This window comes from Paenibacillus sp. MT124 (assembly GCF_058792755.1).
On the sequence record NZ_CM179500.1, the window covers coordinates 4,330,293 to 4,347,090 of the forward strand.

At 46.7% G+C, this 16,798-nt stretch carries 16 protein-coding genes; 3 read left to right on the forward strand and 13 right to left on the reverse strand.

Annotated features, from left to right (window positions below; genetic code table 11):
* Positions 1-11: 11 nt before the first annotated feature.
* From AC3RCI_RS19580 to AC3RCI_RS19600, 5 genes are all read right to left on the reverse strand, one after another.
* Positions 12-1,265, reverse strand: a complete 1,254-nt coding sequence (locus AC3RCI_RS19580; protein ID WP_110759098.1) for an aspartate kinase — start codon at positions 1,263-1,265, stop codon at positions 12-14.
* A gap of 190 nt (positions 1,266-1,455) precedes the next feature.
* Positions 1,456-2,013 (reverse strand): elongation factor P, encoded by a 558-nt coding sequence (gene efp / locus AC3RCI_RS19585; RefSeq protein ID WP_154895518.1) that lies wholly within the window; start codon positions 2,011-2,013, stop codon positions 1,456-1,458.
* Positions 2,014-2,327: 314 nt separating this feature from the next.
* Positions 2,328-3,401, reverse strand: coding sequence for a M24 family metallopeptidase (locus AC3RCI_RS19590; RefSeq protein ID WP_251643822.1), 1,074 nt, complete (start codon positions 3,399-3,401; stop codon positions 2,328-2,330).
* A 39-nt stretch (positions 3,402-3,440) separates the two neighbouring features.
* The gene (gene aroQ, locus AC3RCI_RS19595; protein WP_336780686.1) at positions 3,441-3,884 is read right to left on the reverse strand and encodes a type II 3-dehydroquinate dehydratase; all 444 of its coding nucleotides are present in this window, start codon (positions 3,882-3,884) and stop codon (positions 3,441-3,443) included.
* 77 nt (positions 3,885-3,961) lie between these two features.
* Positions 3,962-4,537, reverse strand: a complete 576-nt coding sequence (locus tag AC3RCI_RS19600) for a YqhR family membrane protein (RefSeq protein ID WP_492471559.1) — start codon at positions 4,535-4,537, stop codon at positions 3,962-3,964.
* 213 nt (positions 4,538-4,750) lie between these two features.
* Between AC3RCI_RS19600 and AC3RCI_RS19605 the strand changes: the two genes are divergently transcribed.
* Together AC3RCI_RS19605 and AC3RCI_RS19610 are read left to right on the forward strand one after the other, a co-directional pair.
* Positions 4,751-5,743 carry a DUF1385 domain-containing protein gene (locus tag AC3RCI_RS19605; RefSeq protein WP_336780685.1) on the forward strand — a complete coding sequence of 331 codons (993 nt, stop codon included), beginning with the start codon at positions 4,751-4,753 and terminating at the stop codon, positions 5,741-5,743.
* A gap of 5 nt (positions 5,744-5,748) precedes the next feature.
* The gene (locus tag AC3RCI_RS19610; RefSeq protein WP_492471558.1) at positions 5,749-6,093 is read left to right on the forward strand and encodes a hypothetical protein; all 345 of its coding nucleotides are present in this window, start codon (positions 5,749-5,751) and stop codon (positions 6,091-6,093) included.
* A 58-nt stretch (positions 6,094-6,151) separates the two neighbouring features.
* Here the strand turns inward: AC3RCI_RS19610 and AC3RCI_RS19615 are convergent, their stop codons facing one another.
* From AC3RCI_RS19615 to mntR, 3 genes are all read right to left on the reverse strand, one after another.
* A complete protein-coding gene (locus tag AC3RCI_RS19615) occupies positions 6,152-7,150 on the reverse strand; it encodes a patatin-like phospholipase family protein (RefSeq protein ID WP_336780684.1) in 999 nt (332 codons plus the stop codon).
* Positions 7,151-7,233: 83 nt separating this feature from the next.
* Entirely contained in the window at positions 7,234-8,829 is a 1,596-nt protein-coding gene (locus AC3RCI_RS19620; protein WP_492471557.1) for a family 10 glycosylhydrolase, read from the reverse strand.
* A 210-nt stretch (positions 8,830-9,039) separates the two neighbouring features.
* Positions 9,040-9,468 carry a transcriptional regulator MntR gene (mntR, locus tag AC3RCI_RS19625; protein WP_095290400.1) on the reverse strand — a complete coding sequence of 143 codons (429 nt, stop codon included), beginning with the start codon at positions 9,466-9,468 and terminating at the stop codon, positions 9,040-9,042.
* 218 nt (positions 9,469-9,686) lie between these two features.
* Between mntR and splB the strand changes: the two genes are divergently transcribed.
* A complete protein-coding gene (splB, locus tag AC3RCI_RS19630; RefSeq protein ID WP_127537923.1) occupies positions 9,687-10,757 on the forward strand; it encodes a spore photoproduct lyase in 1,071 nt (356 codons plus the stop codon).
* A 136-nt stretch (positions 10,758-10,893) separates the two neighbouring features.
* Here the strand turns inward: splB and AC3RCI_RS19635 are convergent, their stop codons facing one another.
* From AC3RCI_RS19635 to metG, 5 genes are all read right to left on the reverse strand, one after another.
* A complete protein-coding gene (locus AC3RCI_RS19635; protein WP_492471556.1) occupies positions 10,894-11,607 on the reverse strand; it encodes a cytochrome c biogenesis CcdA family protein in 714 nt (237 codons plus the stop codon).
* Between the two features lie 47 nt (positions 11,608-11,654).
* Positions 11,655-12,458 (reverse strand): metal ABC transporter permease, encoded by an 804-nt coding sequence (locus AC3RCI_RS19640; protein ID WP_095290395.1) that lies wholly within the window; start codon positions 12,456-12,458, stop codon positions 11,655-11,657.
* A gap of 46 nt (positions 12,459-12,504) precedes the next feature.
* Positions 12,505-13,263 (reverse strand): metal ABC transporter ATP-binding protein, encoded by a 759-nt coding sequence (locus AC3RCI_RS19645; RefSeq protein ID WP_492471555.1) that lies wholly within the window; start codon positions 13,261-13,263, stop codon positions 12,505-12,507.
* Between the two features lie 55 nt (positions 13,264-13,318).
* Entirely contained in the window at positions 13,319-14,254 is a 936-nt protein-coding gene (locus AC3RCI_RS19650; protein ID WP_255247901.1) for a metal ABC transporter solute-binding protein, Zn/Mn family, read from the reverse strand.
* Between the two features lie 361 nt (positions 14,255-14,615).
* Positions 14,616-16,646 carry a methionine--tRNA ligase gene (gene metG / locus AC3RCI_RS19655; protein ID WP_127537920.1) on the reverse strand — a complete coding sequence of 677 codons (2,031 nt, stop codon included), beginning with the start codon at positions 16,644-16,646 and terminating at the stop codon, positions 14,616-14,618.
* Positions 16,647-16,798 lie beyond the last annotated feature (152 nt).

The following is a 16,798-nucleotide window of genomic DNA, read 5'->3' on the forward strand; positions in this document are numbered from 1 at the left end:
TAGGCATCAAATTATCTGCGAACTTGTGGACCGCCAACGACAGCCTGCTCTGCCGTGTCGAGATCATACGCTGTGTGCAGTGCTTTGATCACATCATGAAGTTTGTCACCATCGATGACGCAAGATACCTTAATTTCCGATGTGCTGACCATTTTGATGCTCACACCTTGAGAAGAGATCACTTGGAACATTTTGGCTGCAACTCCTGGATGGCTGACCATGCCAGCACCCACGATTGATACTTTAACCAAATTATCTTCCGATGTGACTTCACGGTATGGCAAACGGCTGTGAAGGCCCTCTAGGACACGCAGCGCGTTCTCGCGATCAGACAGTGCCACCGAGAATGAAAAGTCTGCTTTACCGTCCATCACACCACTTTGTACGATAATATCGACATCGATCTGTTCAGATGCAAGTGCACCAAACACCTCGGCAAGAACTCCCGGTACGTCGGGAACTCCCAAAATACTGATACGAGCCACATTTTTGTCATAGGCAATTCCGCTTACCACGACACCTTGTTCCATTGCTGCTTCCTCCTTCACAACCGTTCCTTCATTATGGTTAAAGCTGGATCTTACAATCAAAGGCACACCGGAATGCTTCGCGTATTCAACCGCACGCGGGTGCAGCACTGCGGCCCCCAGGTTTGCAAGTTCCAACATTTCGTCATACGAAATTTCCTTAAGCTTGCGTGCGACTTTGACAATCCGGGGATCTGTCGAATAGATTCCGTCTACATCCGTATAGATTTCACACGCATCCGCCTTGATGGCTGCTGCCAGCGCTACTGCCGTTGTATCCGATCCACCGCGACCAAGTGTTGTAATTTCTCCATCTTCGGTCATGCCCTGAAATCCTGCAACGATTACAATATTGCCGTCCGCAAGCGCTTCATTCACACGTTCCGGATGGATATTATTAATTCTTGCTTTTCCATGTACCGGTTCAGTACGGAAGCCTGCTTGCCATCCGGTAAACGAAATTGCCTTACGTCCCAGTGCCTGAATGGCCATGGATAATAGCGAAATCGAGATCTGCTCTCCTGTGGTCAGCAGCATATCCATTTCCCGCGCAGGCAATTCACTGTTCAGCAGCTTCGCCTGATCAATCAGATCATCTGTCGTATCTCCCATAGCCGAAACCACAACCACACACTGATGTCCTTCATCAGCTTTCTCTACAACACGTCCGGCTACACGCTTCATGCGTTCCGTATCTCCGACCGAGCTGCCCCCAAACTTCATGACGTACAATGACAACGCAAATCCACTCCCTACCTTGTGCAGTATGCATAATTATGTCCATCGCCATTATTCTCTCCGAAAAATGACTTTAACCCAGTATATTACGAAAGTGACTGATAGGCTAATCTTTTTTCGAAAAAACCCTCTGCCAAATCATTGGCAAAGGGTTGAAATCATTGTGTATTTTGCTAACACCCCGTGAAAGTTACGCGCGGGAAGAGTATTTACCTTCACGTGTATCGATCAACAGCACATCGCCTTCGTTGATGAACAATGGCACTTGTACGTTCAGGCCAGTTTCCACTTTAGCGTTTTTGGTAGCACCTTGAGCAGTGTTACCTTTTACGCTTGGCTCAGTCTCGATAACTTTCAACTCTACGCTTGTCGGCAGGTCAATACCGAGGATCTCACCTTGGTAGCTAACGATTTTTACGTTCATGTTTTCTTTCAGGAAGTTCAATTCCCATTCCAGTTGGTCGCTTGTCAATGTGAACTGATCGTATGTTTCGTTGTCCATGAATGTATGCTCATTGCCACTTGCATACAGATAAGATACGCCACGGTTTTCGATGATCGCACGGCCAATCGTTTCACCTGCACGGAATGTACGCTCAACGGTGTTACCGTTACGCAGGTTTTTCAATTTGGAACGTACGAAGGCAGCGCCTTTACCTGGTTTAACGTGTTGGAAGTCAAGTACAGTGAAGATATCTCCATCCACTTGTACGGTCAAGCCTGTTTTAAAATCGTTTACTGAAATCACGAAAAATCCCTCCTGATATGGTTGAAAAGTAGGCGATATAAGACGATGGTTAATTTATAGGTCGGTTCATCTCTGAATTGCTGACCATGTGCTAGAGTGGCCGTTACGGGTTCGGATCGTTCCTCTGATCGCTGTTGTCTCCTCATTTTCTTAATTAGACTTAGCTTAGGTTGAAAATGAGGAGACAAACGCGAACGCTTCGCTTCTTCAGAATCGATTCCGCCCCTTCACTACTTTTGCAATGATCCAGAACAATCAGCAATAACCTGTACCTAAAAAATAAAAATCGTATTATATCGCTAGTGGCTAGAATGTTAGCCGATAACGGTGAACTTCTTGTCCGACTTCGTTAAGATATGAATGCCTGTTTCCGTGATAACCACGTCATCCTCAATACGTACGCCGCCAAGTCCATCAATGTAGATTCCCGGTTCAACGGTTACAACCATGCCCGGTTTCAACACATCGTCACTTAGTTTGGACAGGCGCGGAGCTTCGTGAACTTCCATACCCAGGCCGTGGCCTGTGCTATGTCCAAATTGATCTCCATATCCGTATCCTGCAATGATATCACGTGCCAGCGCATCTGCTTCCCGTCCGGTCATGCCCGGTTTCAGGTTTTCAAGCGTATGTAACTGGGCTTCCAGTACAATATCATAAATTTTACGCAGCTCTGGTACAGGTGTACCCGTTGCAATCGTGCGTGTCAGATCTGAACAGTATCCGTCAAGCAATGCACCGAAGTCAAATGTAATTAGCTCATTTTGTCCGATGACCTTGCTGCTCGCTACACCATGCGGCATTGCGGAACGTTCACCCGAAGCTACAATGGTGTCGAAGGAAGAGGATGTCGCTCCATGCTTGCGCATGAAAAACTCCATTTCCAAATCCACTTCACGCTCAGTCATGCCCGGTTTGGCAAACTGTAAAACGTGGCTAAACGTAGCATCGGCCAGATCAGCAGCTTTTTGCATTACAGCGATTTCATCCTCATCCTTGAAGATGCGAAGTTGTTCCACGATGCCTGATACAGCTTTCAATTCAATGGATTGAAGTGCTTCAGCATAAGCGGAGTGCGTGCCAAATGTGACTGTATCCTGCTCGAAGCCAACCTCATTGATGTTTGCTGATGCCAGCAGTTCCCGCACCGATTCCATCGGTTTTGGTCCATGCTCCACAACGGTAAATCCTTTTGCTTGCTGCGGTGCCTGTGTCATATAACGAAAATCAGTCAGCAGATAGGCTTCCTGTTCCGTAATCAGCACATATCCCGCTGACCCTGTAAAGCCCGTCATGTAACGACGGTTGATCGGGTTCGTAATCAGCATTGCGGTGAGTTCGCGCTCACGCATGGCCTCACGCAACTTATTTACTCGTTTGTTTTCCATCGGTAACCCTTCTTTCTCTCACATTCCCGGGTCCCCGGCTCAGGTTTGTTTGTCCAGATGACGCACGAGAGCCAGCAGCCCCAGTTCATAGCTTACATCGCCAAATCCGGCAATCTGCCCGATTGTTTCTGCAGCAATCACTGAATGATGTCTGAAAGCTTCGCGTGCATGAATGTTGGATAGATGTACTTCCACGGTAGGCACTTTGACTGCATTAATCGCATCACGTATAGCATAGCTGTAATGGGTGAACGCTCCGGCATTCAGCATGATTCCGTCTGCATCGTCCATCGCTGCATGAATACGATCAATGATGTCTCCCTCGTGGTTGGATTGATAAAAAGCGATGGAGACGCCAAGCTCCTCAGCCTGTCTGCGAATCTTGTCCTCAATATCCTTCAGACTAAGCGTTCCATAGATGCCAGGTTCACGTATACCAAGCATGTTCAGGTTCGGGCCATTGATCACAACAATCCGTTTCATAGCTGCTCCATCCTTTCTGCAAATAACCATCTGCTATTTTAACACAGCCATTGCCGGATTGAGAAGCTTTTTTGCGGCTATGCTCCCGCTTTCTCGGGCTCGCGTTTCCGTTCGTCCGTGTACTCCATGGCTACGGTATAGCCGATGAACAGCCCCCACAGCAAAAAGAAGCAAAACTCAGTGATAATGGAATCCCAAGTCAGACGGTTTATCGGCTTCACCATGTCCAGTTTGGGGCCAACCAGTACAAAGATGATCAGCCACCAAACGATCCCGTAACCGATACCGGGCAAGGGGCCTTTCCATTTTCTCAGCGTATATGTGTAAATTAGTGCAGCCACAATGGAGAACACAATGAAAAACAGCCAGCCTGTCAGATGCCCTGCAGCGGTATAGATGTACTCATGTTTGAAAAAGGGCTCCGCCAAAAAGCCCAACGGGATGATACTGAAGTGAAGCAGGTAGTTTAGCCAATGTATCCCTCCCCAAATAAAGCCTGCAAAGAAACCAAGCTCCACTGCAAAAGAAAACGGTTTGGTATAATAATGCTGCCCCTGGCGCTGCTTGGAGCGTCTGCCCTGATTCGCCTGAATTTCCGCATCCCCATGCTTTGTATCCACATGAGAAGCGTGTCTATCCGTATATTCTGCCATCTATATTCTCCTTTGCCTCAGTCATCTGTGTCTAAATAAAACCAGATTTCGATCATTCTCTACCGGGTAGTATGTTCAGAACAGGACAAACTTAACAACAACATCTCAAGGTTTGTCCCTGAAACTAGAAATCGGTCTCAAAATTCGATACAATAGGGGTATAAAACTACCTTTGAACCTGAGGGTATAGAACAGAATAGGAAGGTGAATAATTTGCCTCAACAATCCAAGCCTGTCAGCTACGGGGGGCAAGCTGTCATTGAAGGCGTAATGTTTGGCGGTAAACATGTCAACGTTACAGCTGTTCGAAGAAAAGACGGCGAAATTACGTATCTGGAAGTTCCCAAGCAAGACAAGACCTGGGTCATGAAATTGCGGCGGATTCCGTTACTGCGCGGGATTGTCAGCATTATAGATTCAAGTGTCAAAGGAAGCAAACATCTTAATTATTCTGCTGACGCTTATGCTGATGATGAACTCGAACCTGAAGAGAAGGCGAAACAAAAAGAAAAAGAAGGTTCCGGCTGGAGCCTTAGCATGATTATTGGTGTTACAGCGGTAGCCATTCTATCCTTCCTTTTTGGTAAAATTGTGCTCACGCTGCTTCCTGTCGTCATTGAGAATTTTTTGTTTAAAAATGCATTCGACAATCAGTTTTTGCATAATTTACTGGAAGGCGGCATTAAGCTGATTCTGCTTCTTGCTTACCTGTGGTTGATCTCACAGACGCCAATGATTAAACGACTATTCCAATACCACGGAGCGGAGCATAAGGTCATTAGTGCTCATGAAGCCGGTGAGGAACTTACACCTGAGAATGTTCAGAAATACAGTCGACTGCACTACCGCTGCGGAAGCAGCTTTATCATGCTGACGGTGATTATCGGTGTTTTCCTGTATTCCCTTTTCACCTACGACAACCTCTGGGAACGGATGGGACAGCGCCTGCTGTTACTGCCTGTTGTCCTCGGGATTTCATTCGAACTATTAAAGCTCACCAACTCGGTGCGTGACATTCCCGTACTGCGTTATCTCGGATACCCTGGACTTTGGCTGCAATTGCTCACTACCAAGGAGCCAACCAACGAACAGGTGGAAGTGTCCATCGCTTCATTTAACCGCATGCGTGAACTGGATGCGCAGCTTGCCAATGTATCAGCTACGTCCGAAGTACCTGTTGCAACACTCGATCCTGTGAAAGGGTGATTGATATGAATAAGCAGGCGGTCATGACTATCGTTTTTTGGGCAGCCATTGCTCTAGCTGCATTTGGAATAATACGCACACTGGGAGACAGAGGTATTCTCGGGTTGATTATTCCTGTTGTCGTTCTTGGGGCTATATTCCTGCTCTATAAGTTCCCACCGGGGCGTTGGGCACGTAAAACCAAGCCCAAGATCAAACCTTCTGCACGCACCATGGCTAAAATGAAGGCTCAATCCGGGTCCGGAGCAAGAAAAAGCAGCGGTTCCTCCAAAAAACGGAAAGATTATCCCTTTCATGTCATTCAAGGAAATAAGGGAAAAAGCGATGACGATATTCCCAAGTTTCACTAGTTTTTATCTGCAAAGTAAAAAGCACTGCTTCGTAACAGGAAGCAGTGCTTTTATTTGGTTATACAGGCGTTAAAGGGGGCGTTTGAGTTTTTTTTCGCTCTTCTCTTTTTTGTTTATCCAACTGCTCATCATAGAACTTCGTGTTCCATCGACTAAAAAACTCCGTACCTGCGGCAACACCCGATAAATACAATGCAGTACTTTCCTGTACGGACAGATTAAACTGTGTCGGCTTAACGCCCAGGGTGGGTATTTTAATCGTTCGGAAACGGTTAATCTGCTCAATATATCGCTCATCATGCGCTGTGAGCATCGTCTCAACCAATGCCTGAAGCATGCTTAAAGGACCTTTGATTCTGCTAGGCTCCCCCTCCGTCTTGCCAACCAGCTTGAAACCGATCGTGGGAATGATGTCTCCATCGCGCGCTGTACGTTCCCCGTCAAACAGCCATAACGGAAAATTACTGAGCAATCCTCCGTCCACGACATACACGAACTGATCGGGAAAACGCATGCCTTTGGACATCACAGGCGATCTGCGTATAGCCACCGGGTCAAAAAAATAGGGAATACTGCAGCTCATTCTTACAGCCTTGGCTACTTCGAACTTATTAGGGTCAATACCGAAACGCCGTATATCATCTGGAAGTACCAGTATAGTCCCGTTCGAGATATCCGATGCGGTAATCAGAAGCTTACCTGGTGGCAGGTCTGCGAATGTTCGAATTCCTTTTTGCTTGAGCATGTTCCCAATCCATGATTCAAGTGCTTCACCTGAATATAAACCCTTTTTCAAAAACAGCCTTGCCGCTGGTCCAATCCAGCGTATATCAAATATAGGTGAACGCCGCAGCAATGAGGCAAATGGCGTATTCTCTATGATGGATTTCATCTCTTCCGCTCGATATCCTGCGGCAATCAATGAAGCTACGATCGATCCGGAGGACGTCCCTGCCACACGATTGAACTGGACACCATAGTCCTGTGCACTCTGCACGGCACCTGCAAGCGAAATTCCCTTTACGCCTCCGCCTTCAAACACCCCATTGATTAACATATTAAAAACCCCCGTTCTCCAGGCAGTCCATTCCTACTGCCACTCTATGAGAACGAGGGTTGGTCATATTACGCTAAAATGAACTAAAGTCCATAATATGCTTTTAATTTCGCAATCAAGCCCAGCGGATTCTTCGTCAAATACTGCGAGCTAAAGTAAATATCGCCTTTGATCGTATCGTATTTCTCATTGTACGCGAGCTGATCAATAATTTCCTGGGAAGTCTGCCAGCCAACTTCAGGCGTACCCAGCTTATAAGGCGAGTGCCCAATATACAGTTTAACGTCGGTATTAGCGACTTCGTTTGCCCACCAATCCACCACTTTGTCATAGCGTGCTGCACTTAACGTCATGCTCCAGTATACTTGAGGTGCGACATAGTCAATCCACTCCTGTTTGATCCATGTACGTACGTCCGCATTCATGCTGTCATAGGCAGTTACTCCCGCTTTGGTATCGGAACCGGTGATATCGACAGCCTTATTGCGCCATACACCAAAAGGGCTGATTCCATACTCTACACCAGCTTTTACTTGGTGGATGCTCTCACCCAGCTGTTTAACAAACTGATTGATATTATCCCGTCTCCACTCGGCACGGTCTTTGGTATTCAATGTGTTATAGGCTTTAAAGGCAGCGTCATCGTTAAACGTTACATTAGAAGGATAAAAGTAATCGTCCAGGTGAACACCATCAATATCATATTGGTTTACCACTTCCATAATGGTGTCGATGATATGCTGTCTGGCTTCCGGAATTCCTGGATTAATGTAAAGTTTACCCGATGCATTCACGATCCAGTCCGGATGCAGTTTGGAAACATGATTGGCAGCAAGTCCGGTTGTGCTCACCGAGTTGGTTGCCCGGAACGGGTTAAACCAGGCATGGAATTCCAGTCCCCGTTTGTGAGCCTCCTCAATCATGAAGGCAAGTGGGTCATATCCTGGATCCTTGCCCTGAGTCCCTGTTAGCACACTATTCCATGGTACAAGACCTGAAGGATAGATGGCGTCTGCATTGGCCCGAACCTGAACAAATACGGCATTAATTCCCATGCTTTTGAGCGTATCCAGCTGCTGAGTATACTCCAGCTTCTGCTTTTCCACATTGCCTTTGGCACTGGAGGAAGGCCAATCACCGTTCACTGTTGAAATCCATGCACCACGCATGTCATCCGAGCTTGGCGTACTACCTGTTCCTCCTGGATTTGCCGGGGTAGCCGGGTCTGGCGTAGGAGCGTCTCCTGTCGTCAAACGAATTGTCTGTTCTGCCTGATTCCAATTCACTGTAATTCCAAGGTTTTCACTAACGAATCGAATTGGAACCATAACACGGCCCTTCTTCAGTTCAACCGATGCATCCAAATCGACTGCGATACCATCTACCGTCGCTTGCTGGCGTCCACTGGTCATGGTGATGACCGATTCGGATTTCTTGATCGTTACGGTCCTCGAAGCTTGTGACCAAAGGACGGACGCTCCCAATCCTTCACTAATTACACGCAGCGGAACCATCGTCACATTCACTTTGGGCAAAATGTAGGGCGATACATCGGATTCCAAACGTTGACCATCCAGATAAATATCAATCTCTTTTTGTGCAGCCTGCGCACTCAACCCAGCTGTCTGTAAACCCAGCACGAAAATGAGCAGCAGGATCAAACCATTACGAAGCTTCATCAGTACAATCCTCCATCATCATTAAAATTCTCGGCAAATTCTGCTAGTTTAATAGACGCTCCAAAGGATTGGTTAGTTGCGATAATTCACCAAATTATGGACAACAAAAAAACAGAGAGTATCTCTCTGCCATTTACAACGACAAAGATACACCCTCTGTTTTTTGAAAGTTTAAGCTCTTAAGGACCTCTGTGAATGCCCTATGCTGCCTCAGGATTCGGTATTGCTCATGAGTTCCTGAATATTTTGCAGATCACGCAATCGGCTCTCGTCCTGACGGAAATATTCTACCAAAGACTCGATGCAGGTAATGGAGTCCCAACTTAGATGATGCTCGATTCCTTCCACATCCTTGTAGATATTCTCTTCCTGGACACCGATCGTCGTCAAAAATTGTTCAAGCAGATGATGGCGTTCCATTAAACGTTTCCCCATCTTTTTCCCTTTTGGAGTAAGTACCAACCCGCGGTACTTTTCGTAAATCAGGTACTCGTCTTTGTCCAGCTTTTGGATCATCTTGGTCACCGATGAAGGATGCACTTCCAATCCTTCAGCTATATCTGACACACGAGCATAGCCCTTTTCATCAATCAGTTTGTATATACGCTCCAAATAATCTTCCATACTGGGCGTTGGCATCTGCTTCCCTCTCTTCTCTCTGACCGGCAATATTCTTGCCTGATCCCTATCTTATAATGATACATGTTATCAATACGCATTGGCAAGTCTTGTACGAATCAATCGCTATGTCGTTTGTAACACATGGGCGCTTCTGATCCGGTACGCAAGTATTGGCAAGGGTGACTTCTGCCCGTGTGAGGCAAACTAAGCAAGTTCCTATTGAAAGGAGTGATTCCGTGAGTACAAGTGTAGCGCAGCCCCCGGTTCGCAAAGCAAAAGGTACTAAACCCTTTATTCCCGATTTGGTCTATTTTGAACCCGGTGCGCTGGAATATGAGAAGGGCAAACGGATTATGGAATGGGTCACTTCCAAAGAAATTCCATATCAGATGACGACCTCCCATAACCGGATCACCAATCTGCCTGGTGAAACAGAGCAGGAAAAATACCGGATGGCGAAGCGGACCCTGGTCGTAGGTGTGCGCAAAACACTCAAATTTGATCAGTCCAAACCTTCCGCTGAATATGCGATCCCTATCTCAACGGGATGCATGGGCCATTGTCATTATTGTTATCTTCAAACCACGCTTGGAGCCAAGCCTTACGTCAGGGTGTATGTAAATACCGATGAGATCATTCAGGCGGCTAAAGGCTATATCGATGAGCGAGCACCTGAAATCACCCGATTTGAAGCAGCCTGTACTTCCGATCCGGTAGGACTCGAGCATATTACCGAAAATTTGAGTGATTTGATCCGTTTTATGGCGGATGAGGAATACGGACGTTTGCGGTTTGTGACGAAATATCATCACGTGGACCCATTGTTGAACATCAAACATAACGGTCATACCCGTATCCGGTTCAGTGTCAATTCGGATTATGTCATCAAGAACTTCGAGCCTGCTACTTCAAGGTTTGAAGAACGTATTGAAGCCGCAGGCAAAATCGCGCATGCGGGGTACCCGTTAGGATTTATCATCGCACCCATCATGTGGTATGACGGATGGCAGGAAGGATACGCGGAGCTTTTACAGAAGCTTGCCGACACGCTTCCGGAAGATGCCACGAAGGATCTAACGTTTGAAATGATTCAGCATCGATTTACCAAAACGGCAAAAGCCACCATTGAGAAACGCTACCCCAAAACCAAACTCGAAATGGACATCGAGAAAAGAAAAATGAAATGGGGCCGTTGGGGGCAGTATAAATATGTGTACAAGGATGACCAACAGGACGCACTGCGTGAGTTCATCACAGAGCAAATTTTTGAACACTTCCCGTTAGCGAACATTGATTACTTCACCTAAGTACTGACATCATATCCACGGTAGTGGCGATCAAAAAAGCAGGTTACATGGGACAGAATGTGCTCTGGCCTTCATGTAGCCTGCTTTGCTTATTTTCATACATTTAGTAGATCAATGGCCTTAACTGATACTTTGCTCAAATAATCATCCAATCGGGTGTAATCTGCTGCAGCCAAATGGTGATTTTGGTCATTTGATCCGTGAATAGCAGCACACCCAAAAACAGCATAAGCGCTCCCCCGGCTTTCATCATCACATTGGAATATCGCAAGATCCAGCGTGTTGAACCAATGAAAAAGGCTAGGATGAAGAAAGGTAATGCGAATCCAGCCGTATAACCGGTGATCAAGGCCAGCCAGGTTGTCGGTTCACTCGCAGCCATCGCAATAATCGCTGTCAGGATAGGTCCGATACACGGCGACCAGCCTGCGGAGAAACCAATCCCGAAAATAAAAGAGCCCAAGTAACCTGCTGGCTTCCATTTTAAATCCATCTTGCGCTCTTTCATCAGAAACTGCGGTTTGAATACCCCTAACAGGAATAAACCCATGAGCATAATTAAAATGGCAGATAACTGACGAATCAAATCACGGTTATCATTGAAAAATTGCCCAAACAATCCTGCTCCAAGTCCAAGCGAGTAAAAAACAGCCGAGAATCCCAAAATAAACGCCAGCGTGTGCGTTAACGTTTTAAGCCGTACTTCACGCTGATTGCGATCGTCTTTTAATCTTTGTACTGTCATTCCCGTAATGTAGGATAAATACGAAGGGTATAGTGGAAGACAACACGGTGATATAAATGAAGCTAATCCTGCGATAAAAGCCAGCCACACATTAACATCAGGCATGAAGCGGTGGTCTCCCTTCCCTGGGGCTCACTTGCACGCATATTTCTTCAGGCTCGGAACCCTTTTTTTCCAATCATCGTAAGAATCAGCATCATGATAAGCAATAATACAATCGTTGCTCCTGGAGCCAAATTCCAAATTCCCGCTACCACCAGACCAATAACTACTGCAATCTCCCCGATAACAACCGAGAGAATAATGGCTGACTTGAAACTGCGAGCCATAAGCAAACTTACGGCTACAGGAATGGTCAATAGTGCCGACACCAGCAGTGCCCCCACGATCTTAATCGCAGTACTAATCACCAGAGCCGTCATTACCGTTATCAGCATGTTAAGCAATTTTACAGGCAGACCTGTAACTGCCGCAGCGTCTTCCTCAAAACTGAGCAGGAAAAACTCCTTATGTAGCAGCGCAACAACGATAACTACAATCAGCGTTACCACTCCAACTAACTTCAAGTCGGTAGAGTCCAGTGTATAAATGCTGCCGAACAAGTAACTCATCACATCCGTATTGTACCCTTTGCCCAGTGTAAAGAACAACGAAGCAAGCGCGACGCCACCTGACATGATTATAGCAATGGATAACTCGGCATAAGTCTTATATGCCTTGCGCAGCTTCTCTATAGCAAAGGATGCGAGCACAGCAAAGACAAGTCCCACTGCAATCGGATAAACCTCAATCAAAAAACCGAGGGCAACCCCGGCAATCGTAACGTGAGATAGGGTATCCCCGATCATGGACAAACGCCGCAGCACCAGAAACAGTCCAATCAGTGGAGCTGTAATACCGATCAGCAATCCTCCTGCCAGTGCACGCTGAAAAAAATCACTCATTAAAATCTCCAAAACACACGACTCCTTCAGCCTTGTCTAATCTAGTTGTACAATATCATTATCGTACCAGGGCAGTAGTATGCTGCAAATTGGTCTCGGCACAATCCTCCACCTCATGCGAATGACGAACATGAAAGTTGATTTTCCCGTTGGTTGCTGCCGCTTCTGAACCAAGATAATTCTCCATCCGGTCCATATCATGTGAAACCATCAGGAACGTCATCCGGTGGTGTTCATGCATATGGGTAATAAGCTCAAAGAAACTTGCTTGAGACTCGGCATCAATCCCCACTGTAGGTTCGTCCAAAATCAACAAATCCGGGTGATTGATAAGCGCACGTGCCAAAAACACACGCTGCTGCTGTCCTCCGGACAATTGTCCAATCCGTTTGTTTGCCAGATCCTCGATACGCATAACCTCCAGTGCATCCGTGCACTGCTGCTGCGATTTGCGCGTTATCCGGCGGAACATATTCTTATTGTTGTACAAGCCAGACATGACCACTTCCCGCACGGTTGCAGGGAACAATGGGTTAAATGCATTTTTTTGCGGGACATAGCCGATCCGTTCCCAATCCTTGAATCTGCGAATCGACTGTCCGAACAATTTGATATCCCCCTGCGCTGGAGGCAGTAGTCCCACCAACATGCGCAGCAGTGTCGTTTTTCCCGCTCCGTTTGAACCGATAATACCGACAAAATCCCGTTCCTTGACCATAAAATCAAGATTTTCGATCACTCGCTGGTCACCGTAAGAGAAAGATAACTTCTCAATCTCAATGATTGGATCATGACATAGTGGCATGATTTGCTGCATGGCAAAGCCGCCCTTCATTATATATAAGGATTGCAAAAGAATCCTTCAGTCTATCTTATTTTAATGCGATCAGCAGATTTTGCAAATTTTTCTCCATCAGGGTGAAATAATCATCCCCATTAGCTGCCTGTTCCTTGGTAAGTCCTTCAACCGGATTCAGCACCATCGTTTCCACACCGGCTTCGCCAGCGAGTGTTTTGGCCAATTTGTCGGAGACCAGCTCTTCGAAGAAAATGTACTTGATGCCCTCTTCCTTCACAAGCTTGGACAGATTAACAATATCCTGACCTGTTGGTTCGGCATCCGGGGATAGCCCCATGATGGCATGCTGTGTCAAACCATAATCACGTGCAAGATATCCAAATGCTTGATGGGACACAACAATTTCTTTATTGGAGACTTTGGATAATTCGTCCGTAAAGCGCTGATCGAGCGCTTCGAGTTTGGTACGAAGTTCCTCATAACGCTGTTCGTAACCATCCTGATGATCAGGATCTACTTCGACCAGACTATTTTTGATATTTTCAGCCATCACGATAGCCGACTTGGGACTTACCCATGTATGAGGATCCACGTGATGGTCTGCAACGTCCTCTGTGCCTGCTTCTTCTGCGTGTTCGTCTTCATGCTCTTCTCCATGGTTATGCCCATCATCACCTTCAGCCGTCAGCAGGCTCACTCCATCACTTACAGCCACAGACTTCACTTGAGTATCGCTGTTAAGGGACTTGAGAAAGTTAGGTACCCATCCTTCTAGGCCAGCACCGTTGTATAGGAACAATTGTGCCTTGGAGGTGTTTACAATGTCCTGGCTCTTTGGCGTCCAGTCATGGGGTTCAACGCCGGTTGGCAGCAAATTAATAACGTTTGCGTCTTCACCGCCGATAGCTGTTGTAAACGCATATACAGGATAAAAACTCGTGATCACATTCACTTTGCCTTCCTCGATCTTGGCACTTTCCGAATTACTTTGTCCACACGCCGATAACATGAGCAAACTGAGAATAAGCAAGCTGCTCCATAACCATTTCGTTCTGGTTTGGCCACGTTTGCTTGTATGCTGTATCCGGGTATTCCTGGTTAGTGTTGTTTCATTATACCATTTCACTATTGCTTCACTCCGCATCTCTTAATCGTAAACATTACTGAAAGAATTATAGGTAACCTGAACGTGGTTGTCAAGCGGTCGGGTCCTATTTATTCTCCCCTGGAGCGCAGAGTTCATAACAGTATATGCTTGTTTTCCTACGTTATTAGCGGGGCAATCAAGACGAAAGAAAAAAGCGACCCGATAGCATCGGGTCACCTTCATTCTTCATATAATCAAGCGTCGGACTACATGTTCAGCAAATTTATTTTACTTGAGCACCATTAGGCATATTGTCCGGTACCGTAGCCAGTGTTAATTGGTCTCCATGAGATGCCGCCAAAATCATTCCTTGGGACAGCTCACCGCGCAATTTTACTGGTTTGAGATTCGTTACACAAATGACTTTGCGTCCAACCATCTCTTCCGGGGAGTAGAACTTCGCGATCCCTGATACGACCTGACGCTGCTCATAACCGAGATCCAGCTGCAATTTGAGCAGCTTATCTGCTTTTTTGACCGGTTCACAGGCGATAACCTGTGCTACACGCAGTTCCACTTTGGCAAAATCGTCGATGCCGATTTCTTCCTTGCTCTCAGGTGCAGTCACAGGTTCGGAAGCTTGCGCAGAATCACCAGCATTGCCTTGTGCGCCATCCGCTTGCGGTTCCGCTTTTTTGCCTCCGGTCATGGCTTCAGCAATATACGCAACCTCCTGCTCCGAGTCGAGACGAGGGAAAATTGGGTCACCCTTTTGCAGAGCATTACCCGCTGGAATGACACCCCACTGCTTAGACGTATCCCAAGCTGTAAGTTCGCCTTCCTGAATACCAAGCTGTTCCCAGATTTTATGCGGAGCACGAGTCAGGAACGGCTGGAGCAAGATGGAAGCAATACGCAGACTTTCGATCAAGTGAGACATAACAGATGCGAGTTCATCCCGTTTCGCTTCATCGCGTGCCAGAGCCCAAGGCTGTGTCTCATCAATATATTTGTTACTGCGGCTAACAAATTGGCTGATCGCCGTCAGCGCAACGGAAAATTGCAGATTTTCCATCGCCTGCTCCACTTTATCCACCGCAGCAAGGCCGGCTTCTTCCAGTGAAGCATCGAATTCTGTTACACCCGAAGTAAATGCTGGTGCCTTGCCTTCAAAGTACTTATCCACCATCGCAACGGTACGGTTAAGCAGGTTCCCCAGATCATTGGCCAGATCCGAGTTCACGCGCTCTACAAAGCTCTCTGGAGTGAACGTACCATCCGAACCGAATGGAACTTCACGCAGCAGATAATAACGCAGTGCATCCAGGCCGTAACGGTCAATCAGGGTCACTGGATCAACCACATTGCCCTTGGATTTGGACATTTTGCCGTCCTTCATCAATAACCAGCCATGTGCAAATACTTTTTTCGGCAAAGGCAGGTCAAGCGCCATCAGCATGATTGGCCAGTAGATGGTATGGAAACGAACGATTTCCTTACCTACCAGATGAACATCTGCAGGCCAGAACTGGTCATACAGTGATGAATCGGATGATCCGTAGCCGAGAGCCGTAATATAGTTGGACAATGCATCAATCCAAACATATACGACGTGCTTCGGATCGCCTTTGACTTTAACGCCCCATTCAAACGTTGTACGGGAAACGGCCAAATCTTCCAGACCCGGCTTGATAAAGTTGTTGATCATCTCGTTCTTGCGGGATTCCGGCTGAATAAAACCAGGATTCTCTTCATAATATTTCAGCAAACGATCTGCATATTTGCTCATGCGGAAGAAATAGGATTCCTCTTTGACAAGTTCTACCGGGTGTCCGCTATCTGGACTTTTGGCAGCGACAATTTCACCCTTCTCATTCTTTTCCACATCAACCAGTTGGGTTTCCGTGTAGTACGTTTCATCTGGAATGCTGTACCAGCCCTCGTACTCACCCTTATAGATATCTCCCTGTTTAAGCAAACGATCGAAAATATCCTGTACAACCGTTTTGTGGCGTTCTTCCGTTGTACGAATGAAGTCGTCATTGGAGATATCCAGCTTGTTCCACAGCTCCTTGATGCCTACAACGATGTCGTCTACAAATGCCTGTGGTGTCTGCCCCTTCTCCTGAGCCTTGCGTTCAATTTTCTGTCCGTGCTCATCGGTTCCTGTCAGGTAACGCACTGCATAACCGCGCAGACGTTTGTAACGAGCCATTGCATCTCCAGCTACCGTTGTGTACGCATGCCCAATATGCAATTTGTCACTCGGATAATAAATCGGCGTCGTCAGATAAAATGTTTTTTGATCAGTCATGAAAGACTTCTCCTCCTTCATATGTCATGCTTACTTTCGCGTTCTTAACTAAAAAAGAACACAAAAAACTCCCGCCCCTATGGGACGAGAGTAGATCTCACGTGTTACCACCCAAATTCCCCGTGCTTTTTGCAAAACACAGGCTCTGCCGG